This is a genomic window from Acinetobacter sp. (assembly GCF_036666595.1).
GTDB lineage: Bacteria > Pseudomonadota > Gammaproteobacteria > Pseudomonadales > Moraxellaceae > Acinetobacter.
Window position 1 is genome coordinate 198,173 of the sequence record NZ_JAVWVO010000003.1, and the last position, 22,925, is coordinate 221,097.

Below are 22,925 nucleotides of genomic sequence, written 5' to 3' on the forward strand. Positions count from 1 at the left end.
TTATTTTCAACACACTCAAATTACAGACATAAAAAAACCCCAAGTTGAACTTGAGGCTTTTTAAATTTTGGAGCGGGAAACGAGACTCGAACTCGCGACCCCAACCTTGGCAAGGTTGTGCTCTACCAACTGAGCTATTCCCGCAATATGGATGTGCATTATAGAGAGTTTCATCAAACTGTCAACACTCTATAATGCAATTGCTGAATTAATCAGCACGGCGCCAGATTGTCCCTTGGCGAGTGTCTTCCAAAACAACGCCCTGATCCAACAAGGACTGACGAATTCCATCCGCTTTGGCAAACTCTTTGGCTTTTTTCGCATCTTGACGTTGTTGAATCAAATCTTCAATTTGTTCTTCAGACAAAGCCAAAGCCTCTTGCCCAATATCAGACTTTAAGAACTCTTCAACATTGTGCTGAACCAAACCTAAAATATTGGTTAAATGACGTAAAGTTGCATAGTAAATCGCCGCTTGTTTCGCTTGTTGCTCTTTCACGGCACGGTTCAATTCTTTGTTCACTTCAAACAATACCGCAATGGCTTCAGCGGTATTGAAGTCATCACGCATGGCACTGTTGAAACGCTCAAGCAATGTTTCATCTAAGGTATCGACTTGTGTATCGCCATAGGCTTGTTGATAAGCTTTAAATGAATGATAGAAACGTGACAGCGCTGTTTTTGCTTCTTTTAAAGCAACATCAGAGAAGTTCACAGGGCTACGATAGTGTGATGACACAATGAAGTAACGAATCACTTCAGGATGGAACTTATCCATCACATCACGAATGGTAAAGAAATTGCCCAATGACTTCGACATTTTCTCGCCATCAACGTTGATGAAACCGACATGCATCCAGTAGTTGACATACTGCTCGCCAGTTGAAGCCTCTGACTGTGCAATTTCATTTTCATGGTGCGGGAACATCAAGTCTGAACCGCCGCCATGAATGTCAAAATGGTTCCCTAGGCAGCATGTCGACATTGCAGAACATTCAATATGCCAGCCCGGACGACCTTTGCCCCACGGGGAAGCCCATGCAGGTTCATTTTCTTTGGCATGTTTCCAAAGTACAAAGTCAAAGGGATGTTTTTTCTCAACTTCAACATCGACACGTTCAGATGCACCCGCTTGCATATCTTCCAGTTTACGTCCTGAAAGACGACCATATTTAGCGAATTTTTCCACTTGGAAATACACATCACCATTGGCAGATGGATAAGCTGTACCCTTTTCAACCAGATTACCAATCATGCTTTGCATTTGATCAATATAATCCGTTGCACGCGGTGCTTCATCTGGATGTAGGCAGCCTAGATTTTCAGCATCTTCATTCATAGCTTGAATAAAGCGGTCTGTCAGTTGAGTAATCGACTCGCCATTTTCATTGGCACGTTTAATGATTTTGTCGTCAATGTCGGTAATGTTACGTACATATTTAACGCTCCAACCTTGGCTACGCAGGAAGCGAATAATATAGTCAAATGCAACCATCACGCGCGCATGTCCAATATGACAGTAGTCATACACCGTCATACCGCAGACATACATATCAATATGCCCCTCAACACGAGGTACGAATTCTACTTTTTTGCGTTGCTCTGAGTTATATAGAACAAATGGTTGCATAGCGATTCAAAAGACTTCAAATATAAGAATGGATCATCTTAACCTAAGCATTATTTTTCATAAAGTTTTCAGAAGATTTTTCTTTCAATTATCTTGCCACTTTTCATTCATACGCAACTGTTACTAAATTTCCTTTATTCAAATCTTAAAGAGGTTTATTGGCAGTACATGACGCACTTTGCTAGGGATGAACATGTGCATGCTCGCAATGCTCATGGCTATGAGGTTTTGGCGTTTCATGATCTGTTCGGATACAGCAACCTTCGACATACTGACTGGTACCGTCCATATAAAATTCCTCTTTCCATACAGGAACTTCATGCTTCACCCGCTCTACCGCTTCCTCACAGGCTTGAAAGGCTTCACGGCGGTGCGCAGCGTAAGCCATTGCAACAATCGCAGTAGCACCAATATCTAAAGCACCAATGCGATGCACCACCCGAACGTAGGACACACCATATTTTAATTGGATATCTTGTTCAATTTGACGAATCATTTTTTCAGCGACAGGTGCATAAGCAGTATATTTCAATGCTTTTACAGCTTTACCTTGGTGATGATTCCGCACCGTACCAATGAATATACTAATGCCACCACATTCAGGAAAATGCTGAATATCATCAAAATCATTTTGGGTAAAAACCACTGTTTGAATCCGCGGAAATTGTTTTAATTCCATATCAACCTCCTGCCACTGGGGACAACAACACCAAAGTACAATCTCGACTTAAAATAGTCTGCCTTGGAACAATGTCTTCACCGATTGCACAGGCACAGCGCTCCAATAACGTGTGGACAGCTGGGTATTGAGCAACGATATCCTTTAATACCGCTGCAACCGATGAATCAGGCTCGCATTGCAGCGTTAAATTGGGTGGTAACTGACGTTCAATCGCACCAAAAGCTTCAATCTTCACTCTAATCAAGTTATTTAACTCCTGAGTCATCCTAACCTCCAATCATATGCATACTGATTTTTCGCACGGGCTGATGCAACTGCTGTTTTTGAATAGTATGAAAGCCTTGCTCTTTATGCCAAACATAAGTTGAAAGTTTACTTTCTAAAACAAAGGGTTCGTGCTGATTGAGCAGAGTAAGTTGCTGAATGTCTGACTTTAAATTTAAACCTTGCTTGGCAAAAAGACAATTATAAAACTCACCCTGTGCATTCAACCGCAGTCGATCACACTCCCCACAAAACGAGTTGCTAATGGTGGAGATAATCCCAACCTTCTCACCATCTACCCGATAACTACGTGCTGGATTGGCGCCTTGTCCTTCAAGCACTTGCACCGTAAATTGCGAGCTGAGTTGGGACAAAATCTCTTGTTCAGTGACGACATCGGCTTGCGACCAATTTTGATCGCCATCCAAAGGCATAAACTCAATAAAACGCAGTTCTACCTTTTGCTGCTTTGCCCACTGCACCAAAGGAACAATTTGATCGTCATTGATACCTTTCATCAGCACGGTATTGACTTTGATATTAAAACCAAGCTGTTGTGCAGCCTGAATGCCTTCCAGCACAGTATGTAGTTGTTTCTTGGTGAGGTGTTGAAATTGCTCGGCATCTAGACTGTCTAGACTAATATTTAAATCATCTAACCCTGCTTGCTTTAAAGCAACGGCATATTGTTTTAAATAATGACCATTGGTGGTCATGGAAATACGCTTCAGCCCCTGTTTTTTTAGGCTTTGTAGTTGTTCGATAAAATGCACCACACCTTGGCGCATCAACGGTTCACCCCCCGTGATACGAATTTGCTCAATGCCATGCTGCACCATCAATTTGCAAAAATGATAAAGTTCTTCAAAACTGAGCAAGTCGTGTTTTTTCATCCACTCGGGATGTTCCGGCATGCAATAGACACATTTAAAATTACAACGATCCGTCACCGAGATTCGTAGTTTGCGCTTTTCACGTCCAAACTGATCTTGGAATACTCTAACTGCGGATACATGGGTCATGCTGTTCATCTGTCTTGCCTATGCGTCCTTTGAGCGGTGTGGGTGCAGTTCATATTTCACGCCCTATTTTCTGAAGTATATTTTGCAATAACTGTTCCAACTTTGTGCACTTTCTAAATTTTGAGTATTTTCAGTTCACCGCCGTAATGAGTGATCACTGCTACATACGTTCAAAATCTATATAAGATAATGCCTTCCCTTAAAACCATTTCAAATGATTGTTTTTATAATAAATTTAATATCAACATGAATACTTATTTCGTTCTTTTATAGATTTTTATTTAAACAGTCAAATCAGTTTATGGCAACATCTGCTACTCTCAACACAAACCTCCTCTCTTCAATATCTGAGGTATTTATAAAAAATTGAGTTGGCGGTGCTGTTGTAACTCATCCAACGAGTTAATGCTGTGAAAAAACAGTGCGTGATTTTTAAATCGTGCCACTTGTGGGTGCAAATCTGCAAAACACTGCCTTAAGCTGCGCTGATTTTGTTCAAGGTACTGAATCAATGTCGGTAGACTGCTCCGTTTTAACAAACAAAACGGATACAGTGCACGGTCATTGATTTCTACAATAACAACACCACAGTTCGGATCTTGTTGCATCGCCTGATGTAACCGTGAAAACACTTTTTTCGGAATAAAAGTTACATCACAGGGTACGAACAGCACATAGTCTGATTGCACATGTGTCCATGCACTTTTCATCCCCATCAAGGGCCCTTGAAAGCCTGTAGCCTCATCTTCAAAAAAGCCAATCGACGGAATCAATCGCTCATAAATGGAATGATCACGATGGCTGTTGACCCATACCTTGGTTGCACGTGACTTTAACTGCTGATGAATTTTGATAAGTTGAATTTCATCATCAAATTTTTGCAAAAGTTTATTGATGCCATTCATACGGCGCGCCTGACCACCCGCCAAAATGACAACTTCAGTTTCTGGATAGCTCACGGGTTTGAATATTTTTCTTTTCATTCTACATCCTCCGTTTGACACGCTTTGATCAGACCTCGAATTTCAGGTAAGCAGGAACCGCAATTGCCTCCTGCCTTTAAGCATGCAGTCACTTGTTTTTCATGGGTGATATTTTTTTCTTTAATGACATCGATAATACGATTCTTCCCAACTTTAAAACAGCTACAGACCAGTGGGCCATCACTATTAGTCATTGACATGGCTTGCCCTGCCAATAAAGCCTTCCGATGCATAGCACTTAAGCGTTCGCGCTTAAACAGACTTGCCACCCAGTCTCGATCTGGCAATAACGCTTTGGGCGCAATATACAGACTTGCAATAAGGTGGCCATCTTGTAACACCACACTATGACTGATATGGGCGGTTTGATCTTCTACATTGAGCCATTCAAAACTTTCATCATCAAAAGGCAATAAAGCTTTGAGTTGTTCCGTGGTTTCCGTAAAACGTCGACGGTCTGCCAGCTCATAACGAATAGCTTTGGACGTTTTGATTTTTGTCCACCAAACGCTTTGTTCAATGCTTTGTTGCACCAAATGTTCAAAGCCCGTTCTGACATAAAATACGCCCTGCCATTGCGTATAAAATGGATGAATCATCACAGGGGTATGTTTGAACTCAGGTTCTCCTGAAATCGCATCCACTACAGGATTCACCACTTTGCCAATCCGTGCATCAGATGCGAATTGATCACTCCAGTGAATCGGGGCAAAAATCTGTCCACGACGGATATTATCACTGACTGTGGCACGCAGCACACAATTTCCCCAAGCCGATTTGATCTCCACCAGTTCCCCATCTTTCAGACCATATTTCAGGGCATCATTTGGGTGAATTTCACAATAAGGTTCTGCTTTATGTGTACTTAAATTGGCTGATAAACCTGTACGCGTCATGGTATGCCATTGATCGCGGATGCGTCCTGTATTCAGCGCCAATGGATATTCACTGCTGGTTGGATTTACTGCACCAACTGCTGTTGTTGCAATAAACTTTGCTTTACCATCTGGGTGACTAAACTGACCATCTTTAAATAATTGGGCAAAAGTGTTTGGCTTGGTTTGGCCATTTTTCAAAGGTGCAAGCACAGGCCATTGCGTCGGTTCAAGTTCTTGGTAGTCGTCAAGTGAAAGATTCGTCAGACCTGCCAAATTGAAATAGCGGAATGTTTCAGTCGATGAACGCAAATCAATCTCTGCATTTTGATAAGCTGAAAGCTGGGCATGTTCTTTGAAAATGTCATGACTACTTTCAAAGTCAAAACCGTCAAAACCTAACTTTTGCGCCACTTGTGAAACCGACCACCAATCGGCTTGTGCTTGTTCTGGAATGTCTAAAAAAGCACGCTGTCTTGAAATACGGCGTTCAGAATTGGTCACCGTGCCGTCTTTTTCACCCCAACCTAATGCAGGCAGCAACACGTCGGCATATTGCGTGGTATCGGTATCTAGACAAATGTCCGACACCACCACAAACTCGCATTTCTCTAGTGCACGTTTCACCTGATCGGCATTGGGTAAACTCACCACAGGATTGGTCGCCATAATCCAAATGGCTTTAATTTTACCGCTTTCGACCGCTTCAAAAAGGTCGACAGCTTTTAAACCCACTTGCTTTGCAATGGTTGGACTATGCCAAAACTGTTGAACCAATTGTTGATGCTTTGGATTATCCAAATCCATATGGGCAGCCAACATATTGGCAAGTCCACCCACTTCACGTCCGCCCATTGCATTCGGCTGGCCCGTCATCGAAAAAGGTGCAGCGCCCAATTTCCCAATTTTGCCAGTTAACAAATGACAGTTGGTAATGCTATTGGCTTTGTCTACCCCACGTGAAGATTGGTTGACCCCCATTGAAAACAAGCTCATCACTTTTTCAGTTTGAGCAAATTTTTCAAAAAAGAGTGCTAATTTTTCAACAGAAATCCCCGTCCGTTCGCTCACACTCGCTATTGATGCTTCAGAAGCACTGCTTTCCAGCGCCTGCTCTAAGCCTTGAGTATGCTTTGCAATAAAATCGGTATCGGTATAATTATTGGTTGCTAAATACTGTAATAGACCATTGAACAGCGCAACATCTTGACCCGGTAAAATCGGTAAATGTAAGTCAGCCGCCTCACAGGTGGCTGTAAAACGCGGGTCAATCACGACGACAAAAAGATCTCGCTCCTCTTTGGCTTTCATGATGCGTTGATACAGCACAGGATGACACCATGCGGTATTTGAACCCACCAAAACCACCATATCGGTATGTTCAAAATCGCTATAACTGGCTGGGACTAAATCTTCCCCAAAAGCGCGTTTATGCGCAGCAACGGCTGAAGACATACACAACCGTGAATTGGTGTCGATATTGGCCGTACCCAAGTAGCCTTTAACAAATTTATTGACCACATAATAGTCTTCAGTCAGCAGTTGACCTGAAACATAAAAAGCAATACTTTCAGGCCCATATTGATCGATATAATGTTGAAATTTATTGGCGATTAAATCTGTTGTAGTATCCCATGTACTCACCTCACGTTGCGGTTTACGCCCTAACATGGGATGTAAGACGCGTGTTTCTAAACCTACCGTGTCAGCTAAATTACTGCCTTTAATGCACAACTTTCCAAAATTAGATGGATGCTGAGCATCACCCACCACAGAGACTTTATGTCCTAAGGCAGTTTCTTCAACAGTTGCTGTTACCCCACAACCCACCCCGCAGTAGGGGCAGGTGGTTTGTGTGGTTGTAATCATTTTTTCTGTGGAGCTATGCAGTTCCATTACAGGGATACTATTCATTTCTGCTTCGCTCCTATTTGCCTTTCATTTATTTTGAATCACTCACAACGGCGTCTTTTCTTTTGTGTTTAGATTTAGGATTAACCTTCGGTTCGACCTACTTTTCTTTTTGGAAAAGTAGGCAAAACCATTGTCATTCACAAAACTCGTCCCATACCACCTTCATCCCAACTTATTCGCAGAAACATTAATTTTCATAAGTAACCCTGCCTCAAACAAGTTGTGAATGACGTTTCCGCGTATCAAATTAACTATTAGAAAATCTATCCCCCTCCTTTCAAGAGGAAGTTTTTACCCTGCTTTTTTTAATGCAAAATCTTTACCAAATAACAATTTATTTCGAATTGAAGAAATTGGAGTTTGATCCGAAATAAGTTCTGCATACCAAACTCCATCTTCAGTATCCCCAAACAACACTGCACCAACAACCTTATCCTTTTGAATAATAATGCGTTTATAAATCTGACGTTTTTCATCATTTAAAATGATGTCTTCAAAGTCATCCTTCGGTTCAAAATTACCCGCTGAGAACACATCACAGCCACTTACCTTTAACTGTGTTGGAACAGTTGGTGCTTTGAACGTTAAGCTGCCATGCTCTGCCAAATGTGAGGCACAAATAAAGGCTTGTCCCCATAGCGGCTCAACCAAGCCAAAAGTCTGGCTACGATGTTCAATACACTCTCCCACGGCGTAAATACTTGGGTCAAAAGTCTGCATGGTGTCATTCACCAACACACCACGGTTACAGCGCAGTCCTGCACTTTGTGCAAGTGTCATGTTCGGACGAATACCGACTGCAAAAACCACAAGATCCGCCGCTAAGACTGTACCGTCTTTCAAGCGAATTTGAGTGACATGACCATCTACACCTACCAATGCTTCAGTATTGGCCTCAGTGATAATGGAGATACCCTTTTGTTCAATACTATGGCGTAGCATTTGGCTGGCTTTACTGTCTAGTTGGCGCTCCATAATGCGATCCATCAGATGTAAAACTGTGACATTCATCCCGCGTTGTTTGAGGCCATATGCAGCTTCAAGTCCCAACAAACCACCGCCGATTACCACGGCGTTTTTCTTGGTCTTGCAGTAATCCAACATAGTGTTGATGTCATAGATATCTCGGAAACTAATGACACCTTTCAAATCCGCTCCAGCAATTGGAGGAGTAAACGGTTTCGAACCTGTCGCTAAAATTAAACGATCATAATCGACCACTTCGCCTTTTTCGGTATAGACCTGCTTACGAGGACGGTCTATACGTACCGCAGGATCACCCGCAATGAAACGAATTCCTTTGTCGCTATACCATGCATGTGGATGCAACATGATGTCGTCAATGGTTTTATCCCCTGACAATACAGGCGATAACATAATACGGTTGTAGTTCCCCCAAGGTTCTTCACCAATCACTGTCACTTCATAACGTTCTGGTGCCATGTCGAGCAAATCTTCTAAACAACGCATCCCCGCTAGACCATTACCAACTAGCACTAACTTCATTTTTTCCTGAGATATGCCTGTGTTGGTGATATAGGTTTTTTGTGGTGTCGGACTAATCCACACTCGGCCATTTTCAATTTTGCTTGGAAAAACCAACAGTTTTTGATCTTTATCTTCTAAACAGCGTCCTGTCGCCAAGCTAAAATGCTGTTTATAAATCGGGGACGCCACCACCCGCTCACCTTGTAAATCACCAATAATGCCGCGCGACATCACAAAAGCTTGGCTAAATGGGTCTTGATTGCTCAAGGCATATACCCGCTTTTCAGCACCAACACGAAAAATAGCAATTTGCTGATGTTCAATAAGTGCACCTACGCCTGTATTTGGTGTTAGATCATCTAGCGCACAGACATCAACCCAATCTAGCTCATTCATTTCTTTTAAAATTGTCATCGTCTTGATCCTTTTTAAACTTATTCATTCATTTAGTCCCTCTATTTTTGCTGTTGAGAGAATGCTGAAGAAAGAAGTTTGAATACCCTAATTTGTTAAGCTTCAACCACTGGAATACGGCTACGGTCTCGTTCAGCCTCAGTTTTAGGACGAATCTGGCCACGAACTTCTGCAAACTGAATATGTGGATCTTGTTGTTGCTCAGCTTTGGCATTAATGAAAGTCACGAAGCGTTTACGTACTTCTGGGTCTTCAACAGCCGTACGCCATTCATCTTGATAAGTCCCCACCACATGACTCATCCGACGTTCCAGTTCAGCAGCTAGACCTAAAGAGTCATGCACAACCACATCTTTGAGATAATCTAAACCACCTTCCATGTTGTCGCGCCATACCGAAGTTCGTTGTAAACGGTCTGCGGTTTGCACATAGAACATAAAGAATCGGTCGATGTATTTAATTAAAGTTTGGGTGTCAAGATCCGAAGCCAATAACTCGGCATGGCGAGGCTTCATCCCGCCATTACCGCAGACATACAGGTTCCAGCCTTTTTCAGTGGCAATCACACCGACATCTTTACTTTGCGCTTCGGCACATTCACGGGTACAGCCTGAAACAGCCATTTTTAATTTGTGCGGTGAGCGCAGTCCTTTGTAGCGGTTCTCTAGGAAAATAGCCAAGCCGACAGAATCATCAACGCCATAACGGCACCATGTACTGCCGACACAAGACTTCACTGTACGCAACGATTTCCCATAAGCATGACCTGACTCAAAGCCCGCCGCGATGAGCTTTTCCCAAATTTCAGGAAGTTGGTGAATTTGCGCGCCAAACATATCGACACGTTGCCCACCAGTGAGCTTGGTATATAAGCCATATTCTTTAGCAATTTGCCCCACAGCAATTAAGCCGTCAGGCGTCACTTCACCACCTGCCATCCGTGGAACTACAGAATAAGAACCATCTTTTTGAATATTCCCTAGGTAGTAATCATTACTATCTTGTAAACCTGCATGGCTTGGTTTCAAAACAAAGTCATTCCAACACGACGCTAAAATATTGGCTGTAGTTGGCTTACAAATATCACAGCCCAAACCATGACCATGTTGTTGAATCAAGTCATCAAAAGTTTTGATTTCATTGACCCGTACCAAGTGATACAGCTCTTGACGTGAGTAAGCAAAGTGCTCACAAATATGGTTATTCACGGTCACGCCTTGGCGTTGTAATTCAGACTTCAGCACTTGAGTGACCAGTGGCGCACACCCCCCACAGGCAGTGGCTGCTTTGGTACATTTTTTTAGGGCACCTAGAGACGTTGAACCCTCGGCAATCGCACTGCAAATATCGGCTTTAGAGACATTATTACATGAGCAAATGGTTGCACTGTCTGGCAGTAAATCGACTCCACTGCCGCCAGATTTACTTGAGGATTGTGCATAACCTGGCATGATTAAACTTTCAGGATTTTCTGGAAGCGCTAAACCATTCAGCATCATTTGTAGTAAGTCGCTGTATTCTTTTGCACAGCCCACTAAAACTGCGCCAAGTAACTTGGTTTTTTCGCCGTTCACCACGATTTTTTTATAAACTTGTGTATCTTCGTCGGCATAGAAATAACTGAGTGCATTCGGTGTCATCGCATGTGCATCACCGACCGAAGCAACATCAACACCCATCAGTTTCAACTTGGTGCTCATGTCTGCACCCGCAAATTCAGCACAAACTTGTTCAGTGACATGTTTTGCTGCAATACGTGCCATGTCATAGCCCGGTGCCACCAGACCATAAATTTTGTTTTGCCACAGTGCACATTCACCAATAGCATAAATATCTGGATTTGAAGTTTGGCAATAATCATTAATCATGATCCCGCCACGCTCTCCAAGCACTAAACCACTTTGACGCGCCAACTCATCACGTGGACGAATACCCGCTGAGAACAAAATAATGTCAGTTTCAAGCTCAGAACCATCTCCAAATTTCATGACATGCTTCGTCGTAGCACCGTCCTCAATCGATGAGGTCGCTTTTTGGGTATGGACTTTTACGCCTAAGTTTTCAATTTTTGCACGTAGAACCTTTCCGCCCAAGTCATCAATTTGAACCGCCATAAGACGCGGTGCAAACTCAACTACATGTGTTTCTAAGTTCAAATCACGTAGCGCCTTAGCGGCTTCTAGGCCCAGTAAACCACCACCAATCACCACACCTGATTTCGCATTGAGACTTGCAGCACGAATTGCGTCTAAGTCTTCAATGGTTCGATAAACAAAGCAGTTTTCACGGTCATTACCCGAAATAGGCGGAACAAAAGCATATGAACCTGTTGCCAAGATTAATTTGTCAAAACTAAGAACATCACCATGATTCGTCGTCACCGTTTTATGGCTTTGATCAATTGCAACCGCTTTGGTGTTTAAACGTAAATCTATGCCATAAGCATCAGCAAAATCTGCACGACAAAGGGTTAAATCCTTTGCTGATTTACCACTGAAATATTCAGTCAAATGTACGCGGTCATAAGCCAAGCGCGGCTCTTCTGCCAAGATGGTAATTTCAACATCATCACCCACATGTTCGAGTACTGATTCGATAAATTTGTGGCCAACCATGCCATGACCAATCATGATGATTTTCATATTCTTTCTCCGCAATATTTCATTTGTTCTGCCTGAGCCTTGAGGCTTGGGTTTAATCTCTTTATTTAGTTTTGCGCTTCAGCAATGCTACGATCATGTACTGCTTGTTCGAATAAGCGCTGTTCCTTTTCTTTATGCTCAACAGAGAACCGAATCATAAGAACAAAACTTGCAGCGATGACCACCAAGCCACCTAAAATCATTAATGTAGTTTGAATATCCAACATACCTTTGAGTAGGAAACCTGCTGCCACTGCACCAACGTTACCCCCTGCACCAATGATGCCTGCCACACCGCCTAAGGCATCGCGGTCAATGAAAGGTACCAAGGCATAAGTTGCACCACATGCCATGTGTGTGAACAATGCAAAGACTGTCATTGCGAGAATCGCAAAGATAGGGGTATTCATTTGAGAGAATAGGACGAGGAAGAGACCTTCCAGCAAAATCATGCCAAACAACACTTTGGTACGACCATCAAGCCCTTTTTTGGTTGCGACTTTGTCTGACACAATGCCACCCAGAGCACGAGCAAACAGCGCCAGTAAACCGAAAATACCTGCCGCCAGTCCCGCTTCTTTTAAACCAAAGCTAAAATGGTCGACGTAGTACATCGCGACAATGTTGTGAATAAAGATTTCGATTCCGAAACACGCGGCATAGGCACCAAATAGAATCCAAACACGGTAGTTTTTCGCAGCATGCATCAGAATCGCTACACCACCTTTTTTATCTGAACCAACACTGACGCCCTCTGCACGAAGTTCTTTGAAGTTGCCTTGTGGACAATCTTGAGTAAATTTCCAATACATCAAACCCACGATCAGCATCAAGACACCCGGAACGATCAGTGCAATTCTCCAGCCCATCGCTTGCTCTACACCAAACATCACCAAGGCACCGAGCATTAATGGCATGAGCACTTGTGTTGCACCACCGCCTGCATTTCCCCAACCTGCCGTCGCTGCGTTTGCAGTCCCGACTACGTTTGGCGCAAACATTATGCTGGTATGATATTGAGTGATAACAAAGCTTGCCCCAATCGCACCAATCAATAGACGGAAGAACAAGAAAGATTCATAGCTATTTGCAGACGCGACTCCAAAGACTGGAATGCTGCCGAGTACTAGAAGTGCGGTATAGGTTTTACGCGGGCCGTATTTATCACACAGCGGCCCCACAATAAGACGAACCAGAATGGTGATGGCTACGGCCGCAATATTAATATTGGCAATTTGATCTTTGGTTAAATGAAATTCACCTGCAATCACAGGCATTAACGGTGCACAAGCGAACCAAGCAAAGAAGCAGACAAAAAAGGCGAGCCAACTCATATGGAAGGCTCTCATTGCTGCACCGTTAAAACTGAAAAGACTTATTTTTGTTGCTTTTTTAGCATGTAAATTTGAAGACATAACCTTCTCCAGACTGAACTGAGCGTATAGTTTTTCTACAGCACAAACACTTGCGATGTAGAAGCGATCAGAACGGACGTCGTTGGCCGTCTTACAAATTTGATTTAGAGTCGTCTTTGACTCATTAGGGATAATGCAACGAGTGTGCCAATATTTATAATTTAATCTTAATCTGTTGTTTTTTATTATTTTATTCAAAATAAAATCTTATACTTCGATATAAATAGCTCTTTTTATTTTTAAAGCACAACAGCTATTTTTTTCGACTTTTCACAACCTTGCTATCTCTTGGTGCATTTTGCGTTATCGCTGAGCATCTGTTTTATCTACTGTCTCAAATAAACGACATTGCTTTGTTCTAAGCACGACATCTAGAAATTTTCCCTTTATGTACAAGTCTACCGAGAATATCACCACTTCAATTTACTGAATCCATCTCCGTAAACTCTTTCATTAAAACTTCGATCACAACATATGCAACATGCATACTTCATCTGTAATCGCGACCATAAAGATTGACTGCCTGATTCGAGATAAAGCTGGAATTTATTAAGTTTGGCATTTAAATTGCTTGCACACTTTTAGATCTCATTTTTCAGGTTTTCCTGAGCACCGTACAGTATGCCTAAACTGAAAATTGCATTGATTGATGACAATCAAGAACGCGCACAATATATTCGAAGTTCCCTCATCGAACATGATTTCGATGTGGTTGCCTGCCTGATTATCGATCACATCAATATTAGCCGTCTTGAACAATTAAGTGCTGATGTCATTTTGTTAGATATGGACCATCCGCAACGTGACATTATTGAAAGCTGTGTAAGCCAATTTAATCTACCCACTGTTTTATTTACTAAAAATAGCCATAAAGACACCATTAAAAGTGCCATAGATGCTGGAGTGACAGCTTACATTGTGGATGGGATAGATCCTTCAAAGTTAGAAAATATTTTAGAAATCTCGATCGAACAGTTTCGTAAACACAAAAAGTTGCTCACAGACTTACAAGACACCAAAAATAAACTCGCCGATCGTAAAGACGTAGAGCGTGCGAAAGTCTTACTGATGCAATTACATGGACTATCTGAAGACGATGCCTTTCAATTGCTGCGTAAAAATGCCATGAGCCACCGTATGACCATCGGTGAAATGGCAAGACGTCTGTTGGATGCTCAACAGCTTTTACAATCTCAACTCAAGGACTAAGTCATGGCTCAACTCGAAAAGTCACAACTTCATCTGGGCTATATTCCACTTTTAGACTGTGTTGTTTTACTGTGGGCTAAGCAACGTGGTTTTTTTGAGGACGTGGGCTTAGACGTGAGCTTAGTCAAAGAAGCGTCTTGGGCAAGTTTAAGAGATCGTTTGGCTTTTGGTTTTCTAGACGCAGCACATTCCTTATCTGCCATGTTGCCTGCTGCCGCACTCGCTCAAGATCAACTCGGTATTCCGCTACAAACCCCTCTCGTATTAAGCTACAACAGTGCTTTTATCAGCTTAAGCCAAAAACTATGCTATGCGCTCGATATCAAAAAAACTGACGATGCAGCTACCACTGCACAGAAATTTTTTAGCGCCATGCAGCATGAACAGTATCTTCCGATTGCCCATGTGTTTAAGCAGTCTATTCATCATTATTGTTTACGTGAGTGGTTGGCGTTGGCCAATCCTGAATTTGCCAAACGCGTACATTTACGCACTTTACCGCCACCCTATATGGTGGAAGCCATTTCAAATCAATTGATCGATGGTTTTTGTGTTGGGGAACCTTGGAACACACAAGCGGAAATTCAAGGCTATAGCCAAATCATTGCGACTGGCTCAGACATTATTCCTCGAGTCGCAGACAAAGTGCTGGCTGTCACTCAAGAATGGGCTATGTCTAATCCCAATACGCTTGCAGCCCTCGTCCAAGCCATCCAAAAAGCACAAGTTGAACTTAAACAAATGCAGGATCTTGAACCTGTTTGGCAAGTCTTGGTCGATTACAACATCATTCGCTTTGCATGTTCAGCAAGTGTTCACGTCGAAAAATATCACCTGATTCAGAATATCATTCGTGGTTTTATTCCCGAACAAACCCAGCCTCAAGTTTCAGATTTTGTTTGGCTCACACAGCAAATGCAAAAATGGGATGATGTAAATTTAGATAGTGATAAAATTCGCAGTATTAGTGAAAATTGCGTCCTTCAAACAAATACTTGATTTTTAAATTATTACTATATGTTACTTAATACGTAATTACGCACTATTTTTAAACATTTATTCTGAATAATATTTTGAAGTAAATCTGTGATCTAACTTTACTGCCACTTTATTGGGCATTTTTCTTTAGCTTCCATTTATCTGAGCGCGCTATTTACTCATGCGAAAAGCACGCTAAGATCTTTTAAAACATGAAAACAATAGATAAATAATCTTCATCACAACTTCTTTTTAAACGTCAAACCAACCCAAGGACAGCGGGGTGTATTATGTTTACCGAGGAAAATCGACATGTTTCTTTATTACATGCGATTAACAAAATACTGATTAAAGACTGGGATCCACTGCGGATCTATCGTAATCCTGCACTACAAGATGAATATGAGGAATACTTACCCAATTTATTTCGGTTCATTTGTGAACAAGCCAGTGAAACTGAAATTTTTGAATATTTATGGTGGGTGGAAAATAAGGTTATGGAAATCAAAGGGAATAAGACCCATACTTTAAAAATTGCACATTTGTTGAAAGATTTACAGAACAACTAAGCTGATTTTACGCCTATAAATGCTCAATCAAATCGGTCACCATGTTGCTGTTGACGCAATACTCTTAAGTCTGCAAGCCCGGTATAAATTTCTGCTGCAATCAGGTCTCGGAACTGCTGTAACTGTTCTAAGTTTTCAATATGCATCAAACTTTGTTTAGGCATAAACTTAAAATAAAAGGGCAAGCGTTTCGGAATCAAATGTTTCGGCAAAGATGGGATCACCTCCCCTTTACGCAGTAAGCGATTTAACTGCGGCACTTGTAGCAACTTTTGAAAATATTGGTGCTGAACAACTTTATTAGCATCAAAACCAATATCAAAGACTTCATCTCCGCCTAACGCGGCAAACGGCACGATGTCATAGCCAAATTCTTGAGCGAGCTTTAAAAAGCCGTAGCGCTGTTTCCAAATCAGTTGATACTGTTCGCCCTCACGTTTTAGAACTTCGCGTCCGCCACCAGGAAAAACCAAAATGGAATAGCCTTGTTGCATGGCTTCACGTACATAGGCTGGAACGCCATCAACCGCACCGAATTTTTTCACCACACTGCGCCACAGTGGCAAATAAAAATGGCTATGATCAGCAATACTGACCACAGCCACTTGATGCTCATTGTAGAGATAATCAATCAACATAGGTGAATCAAGCACACCATACATAGAATGATTTCCTACATACATTGCAGGTTGTGATGCATCTAACTGTTCAGCACCGATAAATGTCGGTGTGAAATAAACTTTGGATAAAGCACTCAGACGTTTAATCCATTTTGCATCATGCTCAACCTGCAACATACGGGCTTATGCGACGTGTTTTTTCACAAGCACAGCTCCAACAGAGTAACCTGCGCCGAATGAACACAAGACACCGTATTCACCGTTATTGACTTGGTCTGCTGTGCGGTGCAACGCAATAATGACACCTGCTGAAGAGGTATTTGCAAACTCATCTAAAATGATCGGCACTAAATCAGGCTGAGCATTTTCTTTGCCTACGACCAATTTCAGAATCAGCTCATTCATGCTGGCATTGGCTTGGTGTAACCAGAAACGCTTCACATCAGTCGGTGCAATGTTGTTTTTCTCAAGTTGCGCTGTAATCATTTTGGCAACCAGTGGACAAACTTCTTTGAACACTTTACGACCGTCTTGAGCGAAACGATTATTTTCAATGTCTGCATCGACTTCACTTAAGTTTAGGAAACCAAAGTTATTGCGGATGTTGTTTGAGAACTGGGTGAATAAGTTAATGTCTTCAATTTCAAAACCAGTTTTGCTGTCGGTTTCTTCAATGATTGAAGCCGTTGCAACATCACCAAAGATAAAGTGGCAATCACGTGAACGGTAGTCGGTATGACCAGAGGTGATTTCTACATTCACCAATAATACACGGCGTCCGCCCGCTTTGATCGCATCATAGGCTTGTTTAATGCCAAAGGTTGCGGCCGAACATGCCACGTTCATGTCGTAGGCATAGCCTTGAATACCCAATGCTGTTTGGATTTCAATTGCAACAGCAGGATAAGCACGCTGTAAATTAGAGCACGATAAAATTACGACATCGATATCTTCAGCAGTCACGCCTGCATTTTCCATCGCTTGTTTTGCAGCGATCACACCCCATTCGGCTTGAATCGAGAGTTCATCATTTGAACGTTCATGTAACAATGGACGTAAACGCTTCGGATCTAAGATCCCTGTTTTCTCAACCACATAACGACGTTTTACACCAGACGCTTTTTCAATAAACTCTGCGCTTGACCCACGACGGGCTTCCGACTCGCCCGAAGCAATTTTGTCAGCATTGTCTAGGTTATACTGTTCCACATAAGCATTTAAACTTTCAACTAACTCTTCATTGGTAATGATGTCTTCAGGATGATAAAGACCCGTACCTGTAATGCGGATGCCCATGTAAAACTCCTTCTTTAAATTACCTATATCTTAACTGATTCCAAGCTTTTCCCATACTTTTTGCAAGCGAGTCGGAGAAATGGGCATCTTTGTCTTCATCGGTTGAGAGAATAAAGAAATCCGAAACTCCTCAACCATGAAATACAATTCTTTAAGGCGAGTGTCATTTTTAAACTTAAATAATTTTTCCATCCACGGGTCAACTTGATCAATGGCAGAATTATCCCTCTGTAGGTTATTGGGCAGGCGCTCCAAACGCAAGACCAATGCTTTCAAATATCGAGGAAATTCAAGCCAAATATCGGAAGATTTCACATAAACAAAATTTGATAAGCACATCAAATCTAGCTGATCTTCAACATCATCAATATTTTTCCCAAACACAGCATCATCTAAGACCAACAACTTTCGACGTATATCCTGCCATTGAATATAGATCTCTGTCACATCTGCCAGTGCTTTTTGCCCATGGGTCAGAAAAGTTTTTTTGACATTTGCAACCAAGTTTTCAAACTCTTGTGCATTAACAGGCAGTTCATTGATCGACATTTGCAGTGTGGCATAAACTAACATTTGCTCCAGCTGCGCCTTATCGCCCAAAGGTGAATACGCCAATGCCAAAGGTTTGGAAATTTGTTTTTTTAACTGACGGACCAAATCACCCAGTTGTATATGCACCAAACGAAGTACACCCTCGCGGTGCTGTTTAGTTGCCTCAGCTTGATCATTAAAGGTCTGAATCACCACACCAGACTCATCCTTTTGTTCCAATGCTGCAAATGTCTTGGTTGGGACCAAAGCTTGATACTGCTTCACCACCACGCCCGTGACTTTTTGTGACGCTTCAAACACAAAATTTTCAGGAAAAGACTGGAACTCACCTTTGAGCTGTTTGACTGGACTATGAGTCTCTGTTCTGCAGCGCGCTTTTAACTCAGATAAATCACGACCTTGTTCAATCACACGGCCTTTGTCGTCAATGACTTTAATCAATGGCAATAAATATTGTTCAATCCGCTCAAAGCTAAAGTCTTTTTCAGTGATTTGTTCGCCACGTAACTGGAAGGCTAAAAAACTAAAAATATGCTGTTGCAAATGCATCGCATCTACTTTCGCCATTAGCTTTGCAGCCGTATCAGGGATAGGCACCAAGTGACGACGTTTATCTTTAGGCAGTGCTTTGAGTAAGGCTTCCATTAAATCCTGACGCCAACCGGGAATACCCCAAGACCACAAGTTTTCATCCACCTGAGGCAAGGCTTGCAACGGAATTTTTACTGTTGCACCATCTTCATCATGGCTTGGATCAAAACGGTAACTGGCTGCTAGGCGCAGTTCGCCATTGCGTAAAAAATCGGGAAATTGCTGTGTGGTTGGACGGTCGTTCATCCACAGCGCATCATCATCTATAAATAAATAACGTGGGTTTTGCGGTTCAACCGTTGCGCGCCAGTCTTCAAAACTACGACGGCTTGCGACTTCTTCAGGAACTTTAGCCGCATAAAACTGGTAAATGGTTTCTTCATCCACCACCAAATCACGACGGCGTAGCTTATCTTCGACCCGCTCTACTTCTTCAAGTTTAAGCAGGTTGTGTTTTAAAAATGGTGGCGTAATGCCTAAATGTCCTGTCGTCAGTGCATCTCGAAGGAAAATTTCATGTGCTGCAACATGGTCGACTTTTTCATAGTTGATTTGACGTTTCGGCTCAATAATTAAGCCAAACAATGAAATTTGGTCATAGGCATTGACCACACCTGCTTTTTTCGACCAGTGCGGCTCAAAATAGTGGTGCTTCAGCAAATCACCTGCTGCAAGCAAAATCCACTCAGGTTCAATTTTTGCTAGTGTACGAATGTAGACCTGAGAGGTTTCTACCATCTCAAAAGCCATGACCCAAGGCGTATTGGTCTTATGTAAAGTAGATGCTGGAAAAATGCGGGCCTTTTGCTGACGCACCGCCATAAACACATTGCGTTCATCGGTTTTATTGGCAATAAAAGATAGTAGACCTGTTAAAAGCGCACGGTGTAAATTTTCATAACTGGCTTTTTTCTCATTAAAAGACAGCTTTAAGCCTTTTGCCAAATCGACCAATTGCTCATGAGTTTTCTTCCATTCACGTAAACGCAACCAGCTTAAAAAGTGATTACGCGCAAAAGTACGACGTTTGTTTTCACTCATATCCCGGTTGGCAACCAGTGCTTCCCAAAGTTTGATATAAAATAAAAAGTCAGAGTCGGCTTCACGGAACAACGCATGTTTTTGATCTGCCTGCATTTGTTTATCCGCAGGGCGTTCACGTGGGTCTTGTACTGCCAAAGCGGCAACAATCACCAAGACTTCATTCAACACTCCAAAATGTGCCCCACCCAAAATCATACGGGCCAAACGTGGATCAATTGGCATTTTGGCCATTTGTTGCCCAATCTTAGTTAGTCCACCTTGTACGCCTCCTTTACCTACAGAAGAAGATGTTACGGACTGCTTTTCATCTGTAACTTTTGGCGGATTCTTATCAGACATTGCCCCAAGTTCAACCAACAACTTACGACCATCGTTGACTAAGCGATGATCTGGCGGCTCAATAAAATCAAAATCTTCTAAAGCACCCAGCCCTAAACTTTGCATCTGTAAAATCACTGAAGCTAAGTTCGTTCGCTTAATTTCGGGTTCAGTAAACTCTGGGCGACTTTGAAAGTCTTCCTCAGAATACAAACGAATACATACACCTGGAGCAATACGACCACAACGACCTTTACGCTGATTTGCTGCGGCCTGAGAAACTGCTTCAATCGGTAAACGCTGTACGCGTGAACGATAGTTATAGCGAGAAATACGCGCAAAACCACTGTCAATCACATAACGAATATTGGGTACAGTCAACGCTGTTTCTGCAACGTTGGTGGCAATAATAATGCGTCGCCCGCCACCCGATGGATTAAAGATTTTTTGTTGTTCCGCCAAAGCCAAACGTGCGTATAAAGTCAGAACTTCGGTATGTCGAGGCCCATGCTTTTGCAAAGTTTCTTGTAGCTCTCGAATCTCTTGTTCAGTACTGGCAAAAATAAGAGTATCTGCATGTTCAGGATGGCCTTTTTCTTGTGCATCCCGAAAACACTCCTCCACAGCTTGTACGACAGCACGAGGCAAGTTTTCTTCAAAGTCATCAAACTCATCATCATCACTACCAACAATGCTCATTTCAGACACAGGACGGTAACGCAGCTCGACTGGAAAACTACGACCTTCTACTTCAAAAATAGGCGCTTTGTTAAAGTACTGACTAAAACGGTTTACATCTAAAGTTGCCGAAGTGATGATGACTTTTAAATCTTTACGGCGAGGCAAAAGCTGTTTGAGATACCCCATGATAAAGTCAATATTGAGCGAACGTTCATGCGCTTCATCGATAATAATGGTGTCATATTTATTGAGATAACGGTCATTGGTCAGTTCTGCCAGCAAAATACCATCCGTCATTAAACGGACAATAGAATCCTGCGATCCTTGTTCATTAAAACGAACTTTAAAGGAAATTGACTCGCCAAGTTTCTCACCAACTTCTTCAGCAATACGCTGGGACACACTACGTGCAGCCAAACGACGTGGCTGTGTATGACCAATCAGACCGGTTAAACCCCGACCCGCCAACATCGCAATTTGCGGTAGCTGTGTGGTTTTACCTGAACCTGTTTCCCCTGCAACGATAATCACTTGATGCTCTTGAATGGCATCAATTAACTTATCTGCATACTGCGTAACAGGTAAATCTTGATTCAGTTTAATATTCGGAATGCGTTCAATACGCTCTAAAACTTTTAAATGCGACTGCTCAAATAATGCTTGATATTGCTTTTCGTTGGCATCTTTTCCTTTTTTGAGTCGGTTTAAACGATGACGGTCTTTGACCATCACCAATTGCTCTATATTTAAAGGACGCTGCACAGAAAAAACACCTACATCAAAAACATCAATCGCTTAGTTTACGTGGTAATACAGCGAAGCGAAAGTACAGCATAATTTTTTAATTTTAACTTTTTTTCAAATATCCCCTTGAATTTTAAGCCTAGGGACATCATGTCTGTAGACGAGTTGCGGAATAGATGATTTTGTCATTTGGTCATCATATTTATCATGCTAAATGAACAGAATGATCACATTCGCTGAAATAGTCTGGAGTCAGATTCGGTTTTTCCGATTCTTGTAATGTAAAAATACTGTTTCAGCAATAACAAAAATTTCGATACCCTATTCAACATTAAATACAAACCCCAATCATGGAGACAATGATGAGCTTGATTAATACTGAAGTAAAACCATTCGCAGCTACTGCATATCACAACGGTCAATTTGTTGACGTAACTGAAGCAGATCTTAAAGGCAAATGGTCTGTAGTATTCTTCTACCCAGCTGACTTCACTTTCGTTTGCCCAACTGAACTTGGTGACCTTGCTGACAACTACGCTGAATTCCAAAAATTAGGCGTGGAAATCTACGGTGTTTCTACTGACACTCACTTCACTCACAAAGCTTGGCACGACACTTCTGAAGTTATTGGTAAAATCCAATACCCATTAATCGGCGACCCAACTTGGACTCTTTCTAAAAACTTCGACGTTCTAATCGAAGCTGCTGGTCTTGCTGACCGTGGTACTTTCGTAATCGATCCAGAAGGTAAAATCCAGATCGTTGAAATCAACGCTGGTGGTATTGGTCGTGATGCTCAAGAATTACTTCGTAAAGTTAAAGCAGCTCAATACGTTCACGCTCACCCAGGTGAAGTTTGCCCAGCTAAATGGAAAGAAGGCGAAGCAACTCTTGCTCCTTCAATCGACCTAGTAGGTAAAATCTAATCTAAATTAGATTGAACACATAAAAAACCACGCTTTTTAGCGTGGTTTTTTATGGCCAAGATAACAGC

16 protein-coding genes and 1 tRNA gene are annotated in these 22,925 nt (G+C 42.1%); 4 read left to right on the forward strand and 13 right to left on the reverse strand.

Features of this window, described 5'->3' with window-relative positions; all coding sequences use genetic code 11:
* Window positions 1-68: 68 nt before the first annotated feature.
* The 10 genes from RR876_RS06150 to RR876_RS06195 all read right to left on the reverse strand — a co-directional run bounded on the left by RR876_RS06150 (window position 69) and on the right by RR876_RS06195 (window position 13,329).
* A tRNA-Gly gene (locus tag RR876_RS06150) sits at window positions 69-144 on the reverse strand.
* 64 nt (window positions 145-208) lie between these two features.
* Window positions 209-1,630 carry a cysteine--tRNA ligase gene (gene cysS / locus RR876_RS06155; protein ID WP_332476839.1) on the reverse strand — a complete coding sequence of 474 codons (1,422 nt, stop codon included), beginning with the start codon at window positions 1,628-1,630 and terminating at the stop codon, window positions 209-211.
* Between the two features lie 181 nt (window positions 1,631-1,811).
* On the reverse strand, window positions 1,812-2,309 hold the full coding sequence (locus RR876_RS06160) for a molybdenum cofactor biosynthesis protein MoaE (protein ID WP_332476840.1): 498 nt from the start codon (window positions 2,307-2,309) through the stop codon (window positions 1,812-1,814).
* Between the two features lies 1 nt (window position 2,310).
* A complete protein-coding gene (locus RR876_RS06165) occupies window positions 2,311-2,577 on the reverse strand; it encodes a MoaD/ThiS family protein (protein WP_332476841.1) in 267 nt (88 codons plus the stop codon).
* Window position 2,578: 1 nt separating this feature from the next.
* Complete coding sequence (gene moaA / locus RR876_RS06170; RefSeq protein WP_332476842.1) at window positions 2,579-3,607, reverse strand: GTP 3',8-cyclase MoaA; 1,029 nt, start codon at window positions 3,605-3,607, stop codon at window positions 2,579-2,581.
* A 347-nt stretch (window positions 3,608-3,954) separates the two neighbouring features.
* A complete protein-coding gene (locus RR876_RS06175) occupies window positions 3,955-4,581 on the reverse strand; it encodes an NTP transferase domain-containing protein (RefSeq protein WP_332476843.1) in 627 nt (208 codons plus the stop codon).
* Window positions 4,578-7,370, reverse strand: a complete 2,793-nt coding sequence (locus tag RR876_RS06180; RefSeq protein WP_332476844.1) for a molybdopterin-dependent oxidoreductase — start codon at window positions 7,368-7,370, stop codon at window positions 4,578-4,580. The genes RR876_RS06175 and RR876_RS06180 overlap by 4 nt, the downstream gene beginning before the upstream one ends.
* A 291-nt stretch (window positions 7,371-7,661) precedes the next feature.
* On the reverse strand, window positions 7,662-9,272 hold the full coding sequence (gene nirD / locus RR876_RS06185) for a nitrite reductase small subunit NirD (RefSeq protein WP_332476845.1): 1,611 nt from the start codon (window positions 9,270-9,272) through the stop codon (window positions 7,662-7,664).
* 95 nt (window positions 9,273-9,367) lie between these two features.
* Window positions 9,368-11,914 (reverse strand): nitrite reductase large subunit NirB, encoded by a 2,547-nt coding sequence (nirB, locus tag RR876_RS06190; protein ID WP_332476846.1) that lies wholly within the window; start codon window positions 11,912-11,914, stop codon window positions 9,368-9,370.
* Window positions 11,915-11,979: 65 nt separating this feature from the next.
* Window positions 11,980-13,329, reverse strand: a complete 1,350-nt coding sequence (locus RR876_RS06195; RefSeq protein ID WP_332476847.1) for an MFS transporter — start codon at window positions 13,327-13,329, stop codon at window positions 11,980-11,982.
* Between the two features lie 621 nt (window positions 13,330-13,950).
* On the opposite strand from RR876_RS06195, the gene RR876_RS06200 reads away from it, so the two are divergent.
* The 3 genes from RR876_RS06200 (at window position 13,951) to RR876_RS06210 (ending at window position 16,085) form a co-directional block, all read left to right on the forward strand.
* The gene (locus RR876_RS06200) at window positions 13,951-14,538 is read left to right on the forward strand and encodes an ANTAR domain-containing protein (protein ID WP_004696311.1); all 588 of its coding nucleotides are present in this window, start codon (window positions 13,951-13,953) and stop codon (window positions 14,536-14,538) included.
* Window positions 14,539-14,541: 3 nt separating this feature from the next.
* Window positions 14,542-15,537: an ABC transporter substrate-binding protein gene (locus tag RR876_RS06205; protein WP_332637065.1), complete on the forward strand. Its 996-nt coding sequence runs from the start codon at window positions 14,542-14,544 to the stop codon at window positions 15,535-15,537.
* Between the two features lie 269 nt (window positions 15,538-15,806).
* The gene (locus tag RR876_RS06210) at window positions 15,807-16,085 is read left to right on the forward strand and encodes a hypothetical protein (protein ID WP_332476849.1); all 279 of its coding nucleotides are present in this window, start codon (window positions 15,807-15,809) and stop codon (window positions 16,083-16,085) included.
* Between the two features lie 23 nt (window positions 16,086-16,108).
* On the opposite strand, the gene RR876_RS06215 is transcribed toward RR876_RS06210, so the two are convergent.
* Genes RR876_RS06215 through hrpA form a run of 3 tightly spaced genes read right to left on the reverse strand, consistent with a single transcriptional unit; the run spans window position 16,109 to window position 21,949 of the window.
* A complete protein-coding gene (locus RR876_RS06215) occupies window positions 16,109-16,882 on the reverse strand; it encodes a 1-acyl-sn-glycerol-3-phosphate acyltransferase (protein ID WP_332476850.1) in 774 nt (257 codons plus the stop codon).
* 6 nt (window positions 16,883-16,888) lie between these two features.
* Window positions 16,889-18,001 (reverse strand): beta-ketoacyl-ACP synthase III, encoded by a 1,113-nt coding sequence (locus RR876_RS06220; protein ID WP_332476851.1) that lies wholly within the window; start codon window positions 17,999-18,001, stop codon window positions 16,889-16,891.
* A 30-nt stretch (window positions 18,002-18,031) separates the two neighbouring features.
* Window positions 18,032-21,949: an ATP-dependent RNA helicase HrpA gene (gene hrpA, locus RR876_RS06225; protein ID WP_332476852.1), complete on the reverse strand. Its 3,918-nt coding sequence runs from the start codon at window positions 21,947-21,949 to the stop codon at window positions 18,032-18,034.
* A gap of 344 nt (window positions 21,950-22,293) precedes the next feature.
* Between hrpA and ahpC the strand changes: the two genes are divergently transcribed.
* Window positions 22,294-22,857 carry an alkyl hydroperoxide reductase subunit C gene (gene ahpC / locus RR876_RS06230; RefSeq protein WP_004982189.1) on the forward strand — a complete coding sequence of 188 codons (564 nt, stop codon included), beginning with the start codon at window positions 22,294-22,296 and terminating at the stop codon, window positions 22,855-22,857.
* Window positions 22,858-22,925 lie beyond the last annotated feature (68 nt).

What these genes read in the sequence shown, in the direction of transcription:
- cysS (WP_332476839.1), bottom strand. Translation starts at nt 1,630, where the DNA reads ATGCAACCATTTGTTCTATATAACTCAGAGCAACGCAAAAAAGTAGAA.
- nirD (WP_332476845.1), bottom strand. Translation starts at nt 9,272, where the DNA reads ATGACAATTTTAAAAGAAATGAATGAGCTAGATTGGGTTGATGTCTGT.
- nirB (WP_332476846.1), bottom strand. Translation starts at nt 11,914, where the DNA reads ATGAAAATCATCATGATTGGTCATGGCATGGTTGGCCACAAATTTATC.
- RR876_RS06165 (WP_332476841.1), bottom strand. Translation starts at nt 2,577, where the DNA reads ATGACTCAGGAGTTAAATAACTTGATTAGAGTGAAGATTGAAGCTTTT.
- RR876_RS06210 (WP_332476849.1), top strand. Translation starts at nt 15,807, where the DNA reads ATGTTTACCGAGGAAAATCGACATGTTTCTTTATTACATGCGATTAAC.
- RR876_RS06200 (WP_004696311.1), top strand. Translation starts at nt 13,951, where the DNA reads ATGCCTAAACTGAAAATTGCATTGATTGATGACAATCAAGAACGCGCA.
- RR876_RS06215 (WP_332476850.1), bottom strand. Translation starts at nt 16,882, where the DNA reads ATGTTGCAGGTTGAGCATGATGCAAAATGGATTAAACGTCTGAGTGCT.
- RR876_RS06220 (WP_332476851.1), bottom strand. Translation starts at nt 18,001, where the DNA reads ATGGGCATCCGCATTACAGGTACGGGTCTTTATCATCCTGAAGACATC.
- RR876_RS06195 (WP_332476847.1), bottom strand. Translation starts at nt 13,329, where the DNA reads ATGTCTTCAAATTTACATGCTAAAAAAGCAACAAAAATAAGTCTTTTC.
- ahpC (WP_004982189.1), top strand. Translation starts at nt 22,294, where the DNA reads ATGAGCTTGATTAATACTGAAGTAAAACCATTCGCAGCTACTGCATAT.
- RR876_RS06160 (WP_332476840.1), bottom strand. Translation starts at nt 2,309, where the DNA reads ATGGAATTAAAACAATTTCCGCGGATTCAAACAGTGGTTTTTACCCAA.
- RR876_RS06180 (WP_332476844.1), bottom strand. Translation starts at nt 7,370, where the DNA reads ATGAATAGTATCCCTGTAATGGAACTGCATAGCTCCACAGAAAAAATG.
- moaA (WP_332476842.1), bottom strand. Translation starts at nt 3,607, where the DNA reads ATGAACAGCATGACCCATGTATCCGCAGTTAGAGTATTCCAAGATCAG.
- RR876_RS06175 (WP_332476843.1), bottom strand. Translation starts at nt 4,581, where the DNA reads ATGAAAAGAAAAATATTCAAACCCGTGAGCTATCCAGAAACTGAAGTT.
- RR876_RS06205 (WP_332637065.1), top strand. Translation starts at nt 14,542, where the DNA reads ATGGCTCAACTCGAAAAGTCACAACTTCATCTGGGCTATATTCCACTT.